Source organism: Flavobacterium sp. MDT1-60, from assembly GCF_014844035.1.
Taxonomy (GTDB): domain Bacteria; phylum Bacteroidota; class Bacteroidia; order Flavobacteriales; family Flavobacteriaceae; genus Flavobacterium.
Map to the genome: position 1 here is coordinate 5,333,369 of NZ_CP062159.1, position 15,993 is coordinate 5,349,361.

At 33.5% G+C, this 15,993-nt stretch carries 11 protein-coding genes; 7 read left to right on the plus strand and 4 right to left on the minus strand.

Annotation, left to right across the window (positions count from 1 at the left end; all coding sequences use genetic code 11):
• Window positions 1–98 precede the first annotated feature (98 nt).
• The 3 genes from IHE43_RS22390 (at window position 99) to IHE43_RS22400 (ending at window position 3,383) form a co-directional block, all read left to right on the plus strand.
• Complete coding sequence (locus IHE43_RS22390; RefSeq protein WP_192185943.1) at window positions 99–521, plus strand: DUF1573 domain-containing protein; 423 nt, start codon at window positions 99–101, stop codon at window positions 519–521.
• Window positions 522–596: 75 nt separating this feature from the next.
• Window positions 597–1,139 carry an RNA methyltransferase gene (locus IHE43_RS22395; protein WP_192185944.1) on the plus strand — a complete coding sequence of 181 codons (543 nt, stop codon included), beginning with the start codon at window positions 597–599 and terminating at the stop codon, window positions 1,137–1,139.
• Window positions 1,140–1,223: 84 nt separating this feature from the next.
• Complete coding sequence (locus tag IHE43_RS22400; RefSeq protein WP_192185945.1) at window positions 1,224–3,383, plus strand: T9SS type B sorting domain-containing protein; 2,160 nt, start codon at window positions 1,224–1,226, stop codon at window positions 3,381–3,383.
• A gap of 91 nt (window positions 3,384–3,474) precedes the next feature.
• Here the strand turns inward: IHE43_RS22400 and folK are convergent, their stop codons facing one another.
• Entirely contained in the window at window positions 3,475–4,608 is a 1,134-nt protein-coding gene (gene folK / locus IHE43_RS22405; protein ID WP_192185946.1) for a 2-amino-4-hydroxy-6-hydroxymethyldihydropteridine diphosphokinase, read from the minus strand.
• Window positions 4,609–4,860: 252 nt separating this feature from the next.
• On the opposite strand from folK, the gene sppA reads away from it, so the two are divergent.
• The 3 genes from sppA to IHE43_RS22420 all read left to right on the plus strand — a co-directional run bounded on the left by sppA (window position 4,861) and on the right by IHE43_RS22420 (window position 10,356).
• Window positions 4,861–6,618: a signal peptide peptidase SppA gene (gene sppA / locus IHE43_RS22410; RefSeq protein WP_192185947.1), complete on the plus strand. Its 1,758-nt coding sequence runs from the start codon at window positions 4,861–4,863 to the stop codon at window positions 6,616–6,618.
• Window positions 6,619–6,631: 13 nt separating this feature from the next.
• Window positions 6,632–7,579: an alpha/beta hydrolase gene (locus IHE43_RS22415; RefSeq protein ID WP_192185948.1), complete on the plus strand. Its 948-nt coding sequence runs from the start codon at window positions 6,632–6,634 to the stop codon at window positions 7,577–7,579.
• Window positions 7,580–7,761: 182 nt separating this feature from the next.
• Complete coding sequence (locus tag IHE43_RS22420) at window positions 7,762–10,356, plus strand: AsmA-like C-terminal region-containing protein (protein WP_192185949.1); 2,595 nt, start codon at window positions 7,762–7,764, stop codon at window positions 10,354–10,356.
• Window positions 10,357–10,413: 57 nt separating this feature from the next.
• Here the strand turns inward: IHE43_RS22420 and IHE43_RS22425 are convergent, their stop codons facing one another.
• Together IHE43_RS22425 and IHE43_RS22430 are read right to left on the minus strand one after the other, a co-directional pair.
• Window positions 10,414–11,493 (minus strand): glycosyltransferase family 9 protein, encoded by a 1,080-nt coding sequence (locus IHE43_RS22425; RefSeq protein WP_192185950.1) that lies wholly within the window; start codon window positions 11,491–11,493, stop codon window positions 10,414–10,416.
• Window positions 11,494–11,741: 248 nt separating this feature from the next.
• Window positions 11,742–12,536 (minus strand): DUF2797 domain-containing protein, encoded by a 795-nt coding sequence (locus IHE43_RS22430; RefSeq protein ID WP_192185951.1) that lies wholly within the window; start codon window positions 12,534–12,536, stop codon window positions 11,742–11,744.
• Window positions 12,537–12,781: 245 nt separating this feature from the next.
• On the opposite strand from IHE43_RS22430, the gene IHE43_RS22435 reads away from it, so the two are divergent.
• Entirely contained in the window at window positions 12,782–14,290 is a 1,509-nt protein-coding gene (locus IHE43_RS22435; protein ID WP_192185952.1) for a GH3 auxin-responsive promoter family protein, read from the plus strand.
• Between the two features lie 420 nt (window positions 14,291–14,710).
• Here the strand turns inward: IHE43_RS22435 and serB are convergent, their stop codons facing one another.
• Window positions 14,711–15,940 (minus strand): phosphoserine phosphatase SerB, encoded by a 1,230-nt coding sequence (gene serB / locus IHE43_RS22440; protein WP_056188153.1) that lies wholly within the window; start codon window positions 15,938–15,940, stop codon window positions 14,711–14,713.
• Between the last annotated feature and the right edge of the window lie 53 nt (window positions 15,941–15,993).

Sequence of the window (15,993 nt, forward strand, 5' to 3'; positions counted from 1 at the left end):
GAAGGGCTTCAAAAATTAAAATATTTTAAGAATTTTTTAAGTTGAGATATAAGAATTTTATATAGATTTGTTCATAATTAAACAAAGACTCTTTTAAGATGAAAAAAATAATTTTATTTGTTATGGTTGCTGTAATTGGAATTACAGCTTCAAACGCTCAAAGCACTAAAAAAGCTAAAGTTGCTAAAGTTGAAGGAGCCGGAATGGTTTTTGAAAACGAAACAATTGATTACGGAACTATCGCTCACAATGCTGATGGTAACCGTCAGTTTGTTTTTGTAAATAACGGAACAAAACCATTAATCATTACAAACACTCAGGGATCTTGTGGCTGTACTGTACCTACAACACCAAAAGAGCCAATCGCTCCAGGTGCTAAAGGTATTATTGGTGTAAAATATGCTACTGACAGAGTTGGTGCTTTTACAAAAACAGTAACAGTTACTTCTAACGCAGAAGGACAACCTACAAAAGTACTTACTATCAAAGGTACTGTTTTACCAGATCCGGTAAAAAGCTAATCTGAAAAGAAATAAAATAATCGAAAAAGCTTCCTTATCTTTGGAAGCTTTTTTTATGACCTGAATGCAACACCAATGAGAAAACTTGAAAATAGCGAACTGGATCGCAAATCGATTGAAGATTTTAAAAAATCAGACAAAACACCTCTAATTTTAGTTTTGGATGATATTCGCAGTTTGCACAATATTGGTTCTGTATTTAGAACTGCCGATGCTTTTTTGATTGAAAAAATCATTTTATGCGGTATTACTGCAACTCCTCCAAACAAAGAAATTCACAAAACAGCCCTTGGTGCTACAGAAACCGTAGCTTGGGAACATCATGAAAATGTACTAGAAGTTATTGAAAATCTTAAAAAAGAAAACGTGTTGACGCTCGCCATTGAACAAGTGGAAAGTTCCGTTTTTCTTCAGGATTTTAAAGTTGTGAAAAATCAAAAATATGCATTGGTTTTTGGGAACGAAGTATATGGCGTTGCACAAGAAGCCGTGGCTATTTGTGATGGCTGTATTGAAATTCCGCAATTAGGAACTAAACACTCCCTAAACATTGCTGTTAGTGCGGGAATCGTAGTTTGGGATTTATTCCAGAAATTAAACTGGCCAAGTGTTGAGTAATGTTATTTTTCAGCATATCTCGCCTTTAAATGTTAGAAATTGAAATATATTTTTTTATTATTATAAAATTGATACTTTTATAAAATGAAAACTATCAATTTCTTTAAAATAACCATTTTATTTTTTGTTTTATGTTTTAATCAATCTCATGCAAATGAAAGAGTTAACACATTGGATAAGGCCAAGACAAAACCTGTCAATGATACCCTTAAATTAAATAAACGAAAAAATACAAAAGTTACCTTTGCAGTCACTCCTCCTGTACTTAAAGCAACCGGAGATCAATTATATTGCCCTCAAACTAACATAAAGATTGTTGAAACATTCTCACTAACCCATGATCCTCTGGAAACAGGCACTCAAGCTGCTTATATTCAAGTTTCTTCCGGTTACTCTAGTGGTTTTGACATTTTATCACTTTCTAATACTTTAGCGCATCCAACAATCGTAACGGATTGGGATCCTGTTGCCGGAAAATTAACATTATCAAAAGTAGGCGGAGGAGATGTTTTATATTCTGACCTAGAAGCTGCTATTAAAGATGTAGTGTTTTCTAATTCATCAGCTACAGCCTCAGGAACCAGAACTTTTTCGATAACAGTTGGCCAAGCCAATTATTTACCTTCTACTGGACATTATTATTTATATGTACCCAGTATTGGCATTACATGGACGGCTGCAAAAATAGCAGCTGAAACAAGTAATTATTATGGTCTGAAAGGATATCTGGCAACTCTTTTATCAGCTGATGAAGCCAAGTTAAGCGGAGAACAAGCCTCAGGAACAGGATGGATTGGAGGAAGCGATCAGGAAACTGAAGGTGTCTGGAAATGGGTAACCGGCCCTGAAGCCGGAACAGTAATGTCCTATACTTTCTGGAATACCAACGAACCAAACAACTTAGGCAATGAAGATTATGCCCACATTACACAACCAGGAGTAGGAATTAGAGGCTCCTGGAATGACTTATCAAATAGCGGATCATTAACTCCGGGAGACAACTATCAACCTAAAGGCTATGTGGTTGAATATGGAGGATCTCCCGGCGAACTTCCGTTAGAAATAGCTGCAAGTACCAAAATTACAATTCCGGTTGCGACTGCACTTACTCCAAACCCAATTTGTGATTCAGGAAGTTTTACCATAAATGCAACTGCAACTTCTGGCGCTACAATTAGTTGGTACGATCAGACAACAGGAGGTACTCCTTTGGCAACTGGAAGTTCTTTTACAACTCCTGTAATTAATACTACTACGACTTATTATGTCGATGCTGGTTGCGAATCAAATCGTAAATCAGTTGTTGCTGTTGTAAATAAAACGCCCACAACACCAGCTGTCGCTTCATCTAATGTTTCGAGATGTGGCCCCGGAAGTGTAAATCTACAAGCAACAACAAATGTTGGCTTTATCAATTGGTACACCAATGCAACAGGAGGAATACCAGTTTTCAGTGGAAATAATTTTACAACACCTACCATTTCATCCAATGCTGTATATTACGCAGAGGCTTCAAATAATAGCTGTCTCAACACCAATCGTACAGCAGTTAATATTAGTATCTACACACCACCTGTTGTTACCGATGAAGAAGTTCCATTATGTCAAAATCAAAAGAAAATAATAGATGCCGGAATATCCGGAATGACTTATTTATGGTCTACAGGAGCTACAACTCAAACTATTGAAGTTGGCACAGGCGGAACTTATACTGTAGATGTTACAAGTCCTGCACCTGAAGGTTGTACTAGCCGAAAAACAATTAAAGTTGAAGAGCATGAAATTCCGCAAATAGATCGTATCGATGTTAATGGAACCAGAGTTGTCATTTACCTAAAGAAAGAACAAGATTATTTTGAGTATTCTGTTGACGGAACAAATTTTCAGGACTCTAATGTCTTTTATGATGTTCCGGGTGGACTACAGACTGCATATGTAAGAGAGAAAAGTGGATGTGGCGGTACTGCTAAAAACTTCGTAGTACTTGTTTTTCCTGCATTCTTTACTCCAAACAATGATACTTTTAATGATTTTTGGGAAGTAACCGGAATGGAAAACTATCCACAAGCACAAGTCACTATTTTTGATCGTTACGGAAAATTATTAGCACAATTAAGTATTTCAAGGATGAGTTGGGATGGAACTTTCAACAAAACTCCGTTACCAGCTTCTGATTATTGGTATGCCTTAAAAATTGATAATACTCAACCCGTTTTGAGAGGTCATTTTTCTTTAAAAAGATGATACTAATTAGACAATGTGTCAATTTGATAATTAGGTAATGGCCTGGAATACTAAAACAATTATCTAATTTTCTAATTGGCGAATTAACACATTATCCTATTTTATTCTGAATTTCATTCAATATAAAAAGATAATCTTCGTGTTTTTTTACAAAATCACGATCGGAAACATCAATGATTAAAACATTTAAATCAGTCTGGGATTTGATATAATCTAAATAGCCCGTATTGATTTTATCCAAATATGCTGCCTCGATATTCTGTTCGTAATTTCTGCCACGCTTTTTAATATTCTGAAGCAAACGCTCCGTGTTTTGATATAAATAAATATACAAATCAGGCTTTGGCATTTCTTTATAAATAATGTCGAATAAGTTTCTGTACAAACGATATTCATCTTCGGCAAGCGTTATTTTAGCAAAAATCAATGACTTAAAAATATGATAATCGGCTACTACGAAATCTTTAAACAAATCAAATTGAGCCAGATCATCTGATAATTGCTGATAGCGATCGGCCAAAAAAGACATTTCAAGCGGAAAAGCATATCTATTTTGATCTTTATAAAATTTGGGTAAAAACGGATTATCTGCAAAACGTTCCAGAACAGTTTTGGCATTAAAATCATCTGCAATTTTATTTACTAACGTTGTTTTTCCTGCACCAATATTTCCTTCAAAAGCAATATAATTAAACCTTTCCAGTGGAATTTCCTGCAAAGGATTTTTTAACTTCTGAACAACTGTACAAACACTATCATCTGGTGTAACGGCAATTAATTCTGAAATAGATTTTTGAAAAACAGGATGTTTCCAGTTTAATTTTAAATCCTCCATCGGCATCAATACAAATTTTCTGTTTTGCATTAACGGATGCGGAACCTGAAGCTTTTCTGAATCAATAATTTCATCATCAAAAACAATCAAATCAACATCTATAATTCGGGATTGATAACCTTCCTGATTGGAACGTATACGACCCAATTGTTTTTCGACTTTTAAAATCTGATTCAATATTTTGTGTGCCGATGAAGCACTATGCAACAGCAACGCACAATTATAAAAAGCATCACTTTCGAATCCCCAGGCAGGAGTTTCATATAATTTTGAAACCTGAATAACCGTTCCTACTTCCTGATGTATCAGAGCAATACAACTCTCAATATTTTCTAACCGATTTCCCTGGTTACTGCCTATAGATAAAACGATTTGATGCTGTGACTTCATAATGCAAATTAACTAAAACTATTTCAGAATTACTCACATTATTTGTCTCAAGAATCAGAAGTTTCCAATTATTTCAAACTCCTTTTTTTCTTTATTTTTCTAAATTCATTTTAAAAAAATGAAATATTATACTGAAAAATGACAATGTAAAAACAACAAATATTTCGTTAAATCATATAGGAGAACTAATTCCATTTAGTTTATATTTGTAACAAACCAACCTTTTTCACGACTTATTAAAAAAATATAATTATGAAGTTTTTAGGAAATGTAATTGCCACAGTGATTGGTATTTTTGTATTCATTATGTTGTTCTTCTTCGGAGTAATTCTAATCACAGCTATTTTTGGCGGAGATGATACAGTTTCTGTGAAAAATGATTCTGTTATCGAATTAAACTTAAAAGAAATCCAAAATGATTATGCCGGAAAATATAAAGACCCTTGGGTAACTGTTTTTTCTGAACAAAAAGGAATTGGTTTAAGCGATGTTATCAACGCTATTGAAGCGGCAAAAACAGATGATAATATTAAAGGGATTTCAATCTTAAATGATGAGTCTTCTTTAGGATTAGCTCAATATAAAGATTTAAGAAATGCACTTGAAAGTTTCAAAAAATCAGGGAAATTTGTTTGGGCTTACGCCAATACTTATTCTCAAAAAGAATATTATCTAAATTCAGTAGCTAATACAGTTTATTTAAATCCTGCGGGAGATTTAGATTTTAAAGGGCTTTCGTCTGAAGTAATGTTCTTTAAGGATTTTCAGGATAAATCAGGTATTCATATGGAAGTGATTCGTCATGGGAAATATAAAAGTGCCGTTGAACCTTTTCTAGAAAATAAAATGAGCGATGCCAATAGAGAACAGGTTACAGCACTTTTGAATTCTATCTGGACAACTGTTTCTACTGACATTTCAAAAAGCCGAAATATTCCGCTTCCGAAATTAAATGAAATTGCAAATGGTTTATTGGCAAGAACGCCTGAAATGGCAAAAAAAGAAGGACTGGTAGATATTGTTGCTTATGAAGATGTTTATCACAATGCAATCAAAAAAGCTTTAAAAGTAACAGGTGATGACGATTACAACAAAATTTCAATTTTAGATTATACACAAAATAATATCACTACAGCTTTAACCAATACTGCCAGCGACCAGATTGCGATTATTTATGCGCAAGGTGAAATTACAGGCGGAGAAGGCGATGTTAACGTAATTGGTGAAGGTGCAATGCGCCGTTCGTTACAGGAAGCCAGAAAAAATGAAGATGTAAAAGCAATCGTTCTAAGAATTGACAGCCCTGGAGGAAGTGCTTTAACTTCCGATTTAATTTGGAGAGAAATTGAGATAACTAAAAAAGTAAAACCTATTGTAGTTTCTATGGGTAATTATGCTGCTTCGGGTGGTTATTATATTGCTTGTAATGCCAATAAAATTTTTGCCGAAAGCAATACCATTACAGGTTCGATTGGAGTATTTGGAATTTTACCAAATTTTTCTCCTTTGGCTACTAAATTAGGAATCCATTCCGAACAAGTAAAAACACATGAGAATTCAGCTAATTATAGTCCATTTGTTCCTGTTGACGAAAAATTCAAAGCATTTACACTTGAAGGAGTTGAACACATTTACAACACTTTTGTAACACATGTGGCTCAAGGCCGAAAAATGACATTTGCACAAGTAGACGCCATTGCCCAAGGAAGAGTTTGGTCTGGAAGTGAGGCACTAAAAATTGGTTTGGTTGATAAAATTGGAGGATTGAATGACGCTATTGCTGAAGCCGCCAAAATTGCAAAAATAAAATCATACAGCACACAGAATTATCCTGAATATGAAAAAACATTTGGTGATCTTATATCAAATTTGCCTTTTGCACAATCTAAAGAAGCTTTTATAAAAGAAGAAATTGGCGAAGAAAACTATCTTTTGATCGAACAGGTGAAAAGATTGCAGAGACAACAAGGCGTTCAGGCAATGCTTCCTTTCGGATTAAATATTAAGTAATTCCATTCAAAAAATGAAAAAGATATTTCTAATTGTGAGCATTTTATTTTTGAGTTTTGTAAACGCTCAGGATAAAAGTGCAGTTACTTTTAAAGAATCTCCGATAATCTTAAAAATTAATACAGACCAACTTTTTGGAACATTGACAACTCCGGATTTAACAAAGAAATATCCTGTAGCCTTAATCATTGCCGGTTCCGGGCCAACAGACCGAAATGGCAATAACCCAATGATGAAAAACAATTCATTGAAAATGCTGGCTGAAGTTTTGGCAAAAAACGGAATCGCCTCATTAAGATACGACAAAAGAGGAATTGGAGAAAGCAAAGCTTCTGCCATTTCTGAACAAAGTTTGGTTTTTGAAAATTATACAGAAGATGCAAAAAGCTGGATTAATTTATTGAAACAGGATAAACGTTTTTCAGAAGTTGTTATAATCGGGCATAGCGAAGGTTCGTTGATTGGAATGATTGCCGGAGCGAAAGCAAATAAATTTATTTCTATTGCAGGTCCGGGTGAATCGGCAGATAAGCTTATCAAAACACAAATCGAATCAAAAGCGAACAAACAATTGAACGATCTTACTTTCCCAATTATTGATAGTCTGAAAAGTGGAAATAAGGTAAAAAAGGTAGATCCAATGCTTAATGCTCTTTTCAGACCTAGTATTCAACCCTATTTGATTTCATGGTTTAAATACAATCCGCAAGCAGAAATTAAAAAATTAAATGTTCCAATTTTAATTGTACAAGGAAATAACGATTTGCAAGTAACTGTAAAAGATGCCGAAACTTTATCACAATCCAATAAAAATGCTGAACTTTTGATTGTCGATAAAATGAATCATATTATGAAAATTGTTGAAGGTGACAAACAAGCGAATTTAGAAAGTTACAATAACGAAAGCTTACCTCTTTCTGAGATCATGACTACTAAGATTGTTTCATTTATTAAAAAATAATTAAGAATCATAAAACCATTAAAAATCCGTTTGATATATATAGTCAAAACGGATTTTTTAATTTTAACAAATAGCCTGTACATTCTTATGCTTTTGTGAAAAAATTATTATTAAACTCGTATAAAAAAATTATTTTTGTAACCAGTTAATAGCAACATAAACCCTCAAATCTATAAATAATTATGCTTAAGAAAATTTTAAAGATTACCGCAATTGTTCTCGTGGTATTTGTTGCGGCATTATTTGCCATCCCCTATTTTTTTAAAGATCAGATAAAAGCAAAAATTGCAGAAGCCATCAACGAAAGTGTCGATGCCAAAGTGAGTTTTGCCGATGCCGATTTAAGCTTGTTTAAAAATTTTCCTAATGCAACAGTAGGAATTGAAAAATTAGTCATTATCAACAAAGCTCCTTTTGAAGGTGATACTTTGGTTTCATTGGGTGAACTGAACCTTAAAATGAGTATCAAAGAAATTTTTAAAGGAAAAGATGAACCTTTGAACATTCAGGGAATTAGTTCTACAAATGGATTAATCAATATCATCTTCAATAAAGATGGTGTTGGTAATTTTGACATTGCTTTGAAAGACAAAAAAGAAGATACTAAAGATGACAAAAGCAAACCGCTTTCTTTAAAAATTCAGAACTACAAAATCGAGAATTTCACTTTCAGATACATTGATCAGGGTTCGAAAATTAAAATGGTAATCGACAGTTTAAATCATGAAGGCACCGGAGATTTTACCAATTCAAAATTGGATTTAACGACAAAATCTACTGCAAAAGTATCTTTGGATATGGATAAAATCAATTACATGAAAAATGTAAAACTGACTTTAGACGCTGTTTTAGGAATTGACTTAGAAAAAAGCAAATATACTTTTAAAGAGAATAAAGCTTTAATTAACCAATTGCCTTTAGAATTTGACGGATTTATTCAAATGGTTGATGCTGGTCAGATTTATGATTTGAAATTTAAAACTCCAACCTCATCTTTTACCAACTTCTTGGGGTTAATTCCTTCAGCTTATGCTTCTGGTTTAGATGGTGTAAAAACAACCGGAGACTTTACTGTTGCTGGTTTCGCAAAAGGAGAATTAACAGATACTACGGTTCCTAAATTCAATATTGCAATTGCATCAAATAATGCATCATTTCAATATCCAAACTTGCCAAAATCGGTTCAGAATATTGTAATTGATACTAAAATCATCAATGAAACCGGGATTCTAAATGACACCTACGTTAATTTAGATAAACTTTCATTCCGAATTGATCAGGACGTTTTTAGCGCTAAAGCGAATATTAAAAACATAACGGTAAATCCATACGTAAATGCAGCTTTAAAAGGAACTATCAATTTAGCTAACCTTTCAAAAGCGTATCCAATAAAAATAGACAAACCTTTGGCAGGTATTTTAAAAGCGGATGTTACTACAGAATTTGATATGGCTTCGGTAGAAAAAAGCCAATATGAAAACATTAAAAATGCCGGAACTATGAGTTTATCAGGATTTAAATATACTGATGAAAACAATAAGTCAATGAACATTAGCACAGCTTTGGTTGAGTTTAATCCGAGTAAAATCAACTTAAAACAATTTAATGCGACTACAGGAAAATCTGATATTGCGATCAACGGAGTTTTGGAAAATTTCTACGGTTTTATGTTTAAAAAACAAGAATTGAGAGGGAACTTCAATATGAGTTCTAACCAATTGGCTGTTGACGATTTTATGACCCAAGGTGAACCTGCAACAGAAAAAACCGCAGCAAAACCAACTGAAGCAATGAAGATTCCAGCTTTCTTAAATTGTACTTTGAATGCAAAAGCAAACACTGTTTTATATGACAATTTAAAACTAAAAGACGTTTCCGGAAAATTGATTATTAAAGATGAAAAAGCATTTTTACAAAACTTCAAAACATCAATCTTCGGAGGAACAATTGGTTTAACAGGAGCGGTTTCTACAAAAGAAAAAGTACCCACTTTTGATATGAATTTAGGGTTTAATCAGGTTGATATTGCACAGACATTTACGCAATTAGAAATGATGAAAAAAATTGCACCAATAGCAGGAATCATCAACGGAAAATTGAATTCGACAATTAAACTAAATGGAAATTTAGATGCTAATGAATTAACTCCGGACCTGAAATCAATTTCAGGAGATTTGTTAGGGCAATTACTTTCGACTACCATAAATTCTAAAAACTCAACTTTATTGAATGCTTTAGGTTCGAATATTAAATTCATTGATATGAATAAGGTGAATTTGAACGATATTAAAGCGGCATTAACTTTTGACAACGGAAAAGTAAATGTAAAACCATTTGACATCAAATATCAGGATATTAAAATCACAGTTGGCGGAACTCATGGTTTTGATCAAACGATGAATTACAACTTAAAATTAGATGTTCCTGCTAAATATTTAGGAAGTGAAGCTAATGCGTTTCTAGCTAAAATGTCTCCTGCAGACCAGGCAAAACTGCAAAACATTCCGATTAACGCGATGATTACAGGAAACTTTTCTAATCCGAAAGTTTCAACAGATATGAAAAGTGCTGTTAGCAGTTTAGCTTCGCAGGTTGCAAATCAGCAAAAGGAAAAATTAACTCAAAAAGGTACATCAGCGCTTAATGATTTGATTAATAAAAACACCAAACCGAAAGATACAACGCAAGCTGCAAAAACAGAAAAAGAGCAAAAAACTCAGGAAACGACTAAAAAAGCAAGCGATTTAATAAATGGTTTGTTTAAGAAGAAAAATTAAAAGAAAAAAAAGGCATCCTATAACGGATGCCTTTTTTTTCTTTCAACTGATATCTTGTTATATCGCATTTGAATAAATATTTAATTTTCCATTATTCAAAATTGAATTTATTGTTTTTAAATAATCCTTACTTGTATATAAATTAACATCTATTCCAATACTGCAATTATCATAAGGCTCATATTTTTTTAGGTTTGAAACAGAAAACAATCCTATTGTTGGAGTCTGTACAGCACTTGACAAATGCATAATACCACTATCTGCACCAATAAATAAATCAGTATTGGCAATTACAGATCCTATTTCGCGAATATCTTTACTATAAAATGTTGGAGCTTTAAATCCTATTTGCGAAACATTCTCTACAGGCAAAATTTCAATGATATTATAGTTTTTATATTCTTTTGTAAGTTCTGTATAAAAATTATCCCACCATTCCTCTGATAAACATTTTTCTCCGGTTGCATAGGTAAATATGCAAATTGTTCTTTTATCATCTTTTATCAGGTCATTCAAAACTTTCTTGCCTTCAGCTATTTCAGCAGAAGACAATTTAAGATCTAATGGAGGTATAATTTTGTTTCTTTTTGGAAATCTAAGCTTGGTTAAATAATTACGGAAGTTATAAACGGGATATTTTGCGATATGGGCATAATCCTTTTTTATAAATAGAGTTTCTTCATTTGAATCTCCATAGAATTTATATTTAGCATTTGAAAATTGAACCGCTAAACGTCCTGAAGAAGAATTTTGATCGACATTGATCGCCATATCATAATTTTGTCTTTTTATCGAAACCCATACATTAAGGTATTTCAGCAAATTTTTAAACGGCTTTTTAGGCAAATCAATTACTTTATCAATGCTTTCATAATTCTCAAAGATTATTGGAGCTAATGTTCCCTTAACAAACAAATCGACTTTACAATTTGGAAATATATCGGTGACTTCCTGAATAAGAGGAGTAATCAATAATAGATTTCCTAATCTTCCATTTGGTCTACAGATAAGGATTCTTTTTATTGCCGCTTTATCAGCTAAAATAATATCGCTTTGTAAGCTTGCTTTTCCAATATTCTTAGTAACACTGCGCATTAAACTGCGCCTAAAAACATTTACTTTTTTTAAAATACCCATCTTATCGAATAACTTAAAGTATTATTAAATCTTCATTTAAATTCAAAAAAAACAAAGTTTGAACTAATTCAAAACTAGACTCTATTTTTTTCTAAATGTAAATTCTTTGATTAAACAATTATTACAAAATTGTAAGCAAATGTTTCAATATTTACATCTTGAAAGAGAAATAAAAATACAAAAAATATTATTCAAACAACAAAATACTAGACAGTTAACCAATACAAATAGACGAATACCTAATAAATCTAGACGTTTATTGTAACGACATAACCTTCTGAACCACGAACATTAAAAACTGTTCCGTCTTCGAAAATTAAATACTGGCCTTTAATTCCAACTAATTTTCCACTGAAAGTAGGCGTCTTGTCTAAGTTTAAACTGGCAATTTTAGCCGGGTAACTTACAACCGGATAATTCAATTCAAATAAATCGTCGCTTTTTGTACAAAAATACTCCTGAACTTGTAGTGGAAGTAAACTTTCGACTTTTGCTTTTTCAGCAATCAGGTCAAAGGCAATTTCAGTGTCCTGAAGCATTTTTCTCCAATTGGTTTTGTCCGTATAATGATTTTTTAAAGAGACTTCGGTAATTCCGGCCAAATATCGATTTGGAACCTCGACAATAGCAATAGCACGGGTTGCGCCCTGATCAATCCATCGGGTTGGAATCTGGGTTTTGCGTGTTACTCCCACTTTTATCTCGGTTGACAAAGCCAAATAAACGATATGAGGCTGTAATTGTACTTTTTCTTCATAAGCTAAATCACGATCTGCAATACCCAAATGAGCCGTACTCAATTCTGGTCTCATAATCCAATCACCCACAGCCGGACTTGAATAAAAGCAATCATAACAAAAACCCTGTCTATAGATCTTTTTCTTTTTACTACAATTCAAACATTGAAAACCGGTACAATTGATTTCGATCTCCTTATTCAATAACTGGTTCATACTAAGAAAACTGTCCTCAAAAACCAGATAATACTGAATAGGATTCCCGATTTCTGTCTGCATTTTTGTAAGTACACCTTGATATGTCATTGTATTTTAGATTGCTGATTTTAGATTTTAGATTTGCTCAGGATAGTGAACTTTTATTGTTAAAATTCCACTTCCGAACTGGAATCTTTACTTTAAATAGAATTGTTTTTTACAAAAAAAGACTATTTTTGATACAAAGGCAAAGTTAATCTTTGTCTAATGATATTCAAATTTTAAATTCTTGATTTTTACAATAACACAAAATCAGTAATCTAAAATCAACAATCTAAAATCTAAAATTATTCATGCCCGTATCAATCATTAACTCTTTCGCATCCTGGGTCCTGAAACAAAGGATACATCAAATAGAACTTTTTCTAAAATACCCGAATGAAGTTCAGGAAGAGCTATTGCATAATTTATTGACCTCCTCAGAAAATACTGTTATAGGAAGAAAATATGATTTTGCATCGATCAATTCCTACCAGACATTTACTGAAAGAGTACCAATTGCTACGTATGAAGAATTACAACCTTTAATTGAGCGAACACGCCAGGGTGAACAGGGTGTTTTTTGGGAAACCCCAATAAAATGGTTTGCAAAATCGAGCGGAACAACCAATGCCAAAAGTAAATTTATCCCGGTAAGCAATGAAGCTTTAGAAGATTGTCATTATAAAGGAAGTAAAGATTTGCTTTGTTTGTATTTGAATAATAATGAAGATTCTGAATTGTTTTTAGGGAAAAGTCTTCGTCTGGGAGGAAGCTCTCAAATTTACGAAAACAACAATACTTTCTTCGGAGATTTGTCAGCGATATTAATAGAAAACATGCCTATTTGGGCTGAATTTAGCAGTACGCCAAGCAGTAAAACTTCGTTGATGAGTGAGTGGGAAGCTAAAATTGCCGCTATCATAAATGAAACTAAAACCGAAAACGTGACCAGTTTTGCCGGCGTTCCATCATGGATGCTCGTTTTAATGAATAGGGTTTTAGAAGATACCGGAAAAGGTAACCTGCTTGAACTTTGGCCAAATCTGGAAGTCTACTTTCATGGTGGCGTAAGTTTTTCTCCTTATAAAGAACAATACAAGAAAATTCTGCCTAGCAAAGATTTTAAATACTACGAAATATACAATGCTTCTGAAGGTTTTTTTGCCATTCAGGATTTAAATAATTCCAGTGATTTGTTACTGATGCTGGATTATGGTATTTTCTACGAATTTATTCCGATGGACACTTTTGATACTCCAAACCAAAAAGTAATTCGCTTAGCCGATGTTGAATTGAATAAAAACTACGCTATTGTAATTACCACCAACTCTGGTTTATGGCGTTATTTGATTGGAGATACGATTCGTTTTACCTCTTTAAATCCGTACCGAATTAGAGTTACAGGAAGAACCAAACATCATATTAATGTTTTTGGGGAAGAATTAATGGTAGAAAACACGGATCAGGCAATTGCCAAGGCTTGCCAGATTACTCAAACTGAAGTTATCGATTATACGGTTGCTCCTATTTTTATGCAGGATAAAGAAAAAGGTGCACACGAATGGATGATCGAATTCAAGAAAAAACCAGCTGATGTTGGTCTTTTTCAAAAAGTTCTCGATGAAACTTTACAAACTTTAAATTCAGATTACGAAGCCAAGCGCCAAAACAATATGACATTAAATCCTTTAGTGATTAATGTCGCGCGTGAAAATTTATTTTATGATTGGTTAAAGGAAAGAGATAAATTGGGAGGACAACATAAGATTCCGAGACTTTCGAATCAGAGGGATTATTTGGAGCAGTTGAAGGAGATGTAGGTTTTAAACACAGATTTCACGGATTTTCACAAATCTAACTTTTAGAAAATCTGTAAATCTTAATTATATCCCTCCAGCTAAAGCAGGAGGCAATTCAGTCCTAACTTCTTTTAAATTTTTTTACTTCTTGTAAAAACGATAACTCCACTAAACCGCATGAGGGATAGCAGTGGAAATCCTTTTTGTCCGCCGCGGCGGACAAAAAGATTACTTCGTCAGTTCGCTATCGCTCGTGCGGAACGGATAGCCCGACCCGCCTTTTTCGGCGGGACATGCCCATAAAAAAACCTTAATTCAGAACATGAATTAAGGTTTTGTTTTTTATTTTGATTGTCGAGCTACTTGCGAGGATTTGCTTCGCCTGTCGCTATCGCTCGAGTCTCTTCCGTCGAAATGACAAAAATACTGTGAAATTGATTATTACATCATATCAATATACCTATCGTGATATCCTAAAAGGTATAAAACACCATCAAGACCAAGGCTTGAAATTGATGTAGAAGCACTTTCTTTTACTTTGGGTTTGGCGTGAAAAGCGATTCCGAGGCCAGCTAAGTTTAGCATTGGTAAATCGTTGGCGCCATCGCCAACTGCGATCGTTTGATTGATGTGAATTCCTTCTTTTTCGGCAATGGCTTTTAAGTGTTCGGCTTTCTTTAAACCATCGACAATATCTCCTATATATTTTCCGGTTAGTTTACCGTCTTTAATTTCTAATTGGTTGGCATGAACGTAATCGATACCTAATTCTTTTTGCAGATATTCTCCAAAATAGGTAAATCCTCCAGACAAAATAGCGGTTTTGTAACCGTAATATTTTAACGCTTTCATTAAACGATGTGCACCTTGCGTTATCGGTAAATTTTCGGCTACTTTTTGTAAAACTTCTTCACTCAAACCTTCCAACAACGCCATGCGCTGTTTGAAACTTTCGTTGAAATCTATTTCGCCGTTCATGGCTGATTCAGTGATTGCTCTTACCTGATCTCCTACTCCATTTAGTTCTGCCAATTCGTCGATTACTTCAGTCTGAATTAAAGTCGAATCCATATCGAAGCAAACCAAACGTCTGTTTCTTCTGTAAATATTGTCTTCCTGAAATGAAATATCGACATTTAAAGTTCTGGAAATCTCCATAAAACTGGCTGTCATCAGGATCTTATTTACAATTTCGCCTGTTACAGACAATTGTATACAAGAACGCGGATATTCTTCAAGATCAACGACAGAAGTTCTGCCTGTCAATCGGATAATCGAATCGATATTTAGGTTTTGGTCTGACATTATTTTAGTCACGGCAGCCAATTGAGACGCTGCGAGTTTTTCGCCTAAAATATTGATAATGTAGCGTTGTTTCGATTGTGATTTTACCCATACTTCATAATCTTCAATAGAAATTGGAATAAACTTAACTTTAATTTCTAATTCGTAAGCTTTAAACAACAAGTCTTTTAAAACAGGTGCAGAAGAAGAACCGGCTTCAATCTCGAATAAGATCCCTAAAGAAAGCGTGTCATGAATATCGGCCTGACCAATATCTAAAATATTAGCATCATATGTCGCCAATACAGCTGTTAAACCTGCTGTAACCCCTATTTTATCGTGTCCTGAAACTTTTAATAAAATAATCTCTTTATCTTCTATTGCCATTTTATGCTTATTGTTTTGAAGCGACAAAAATCGGCAATCTATCCTTGATAAAA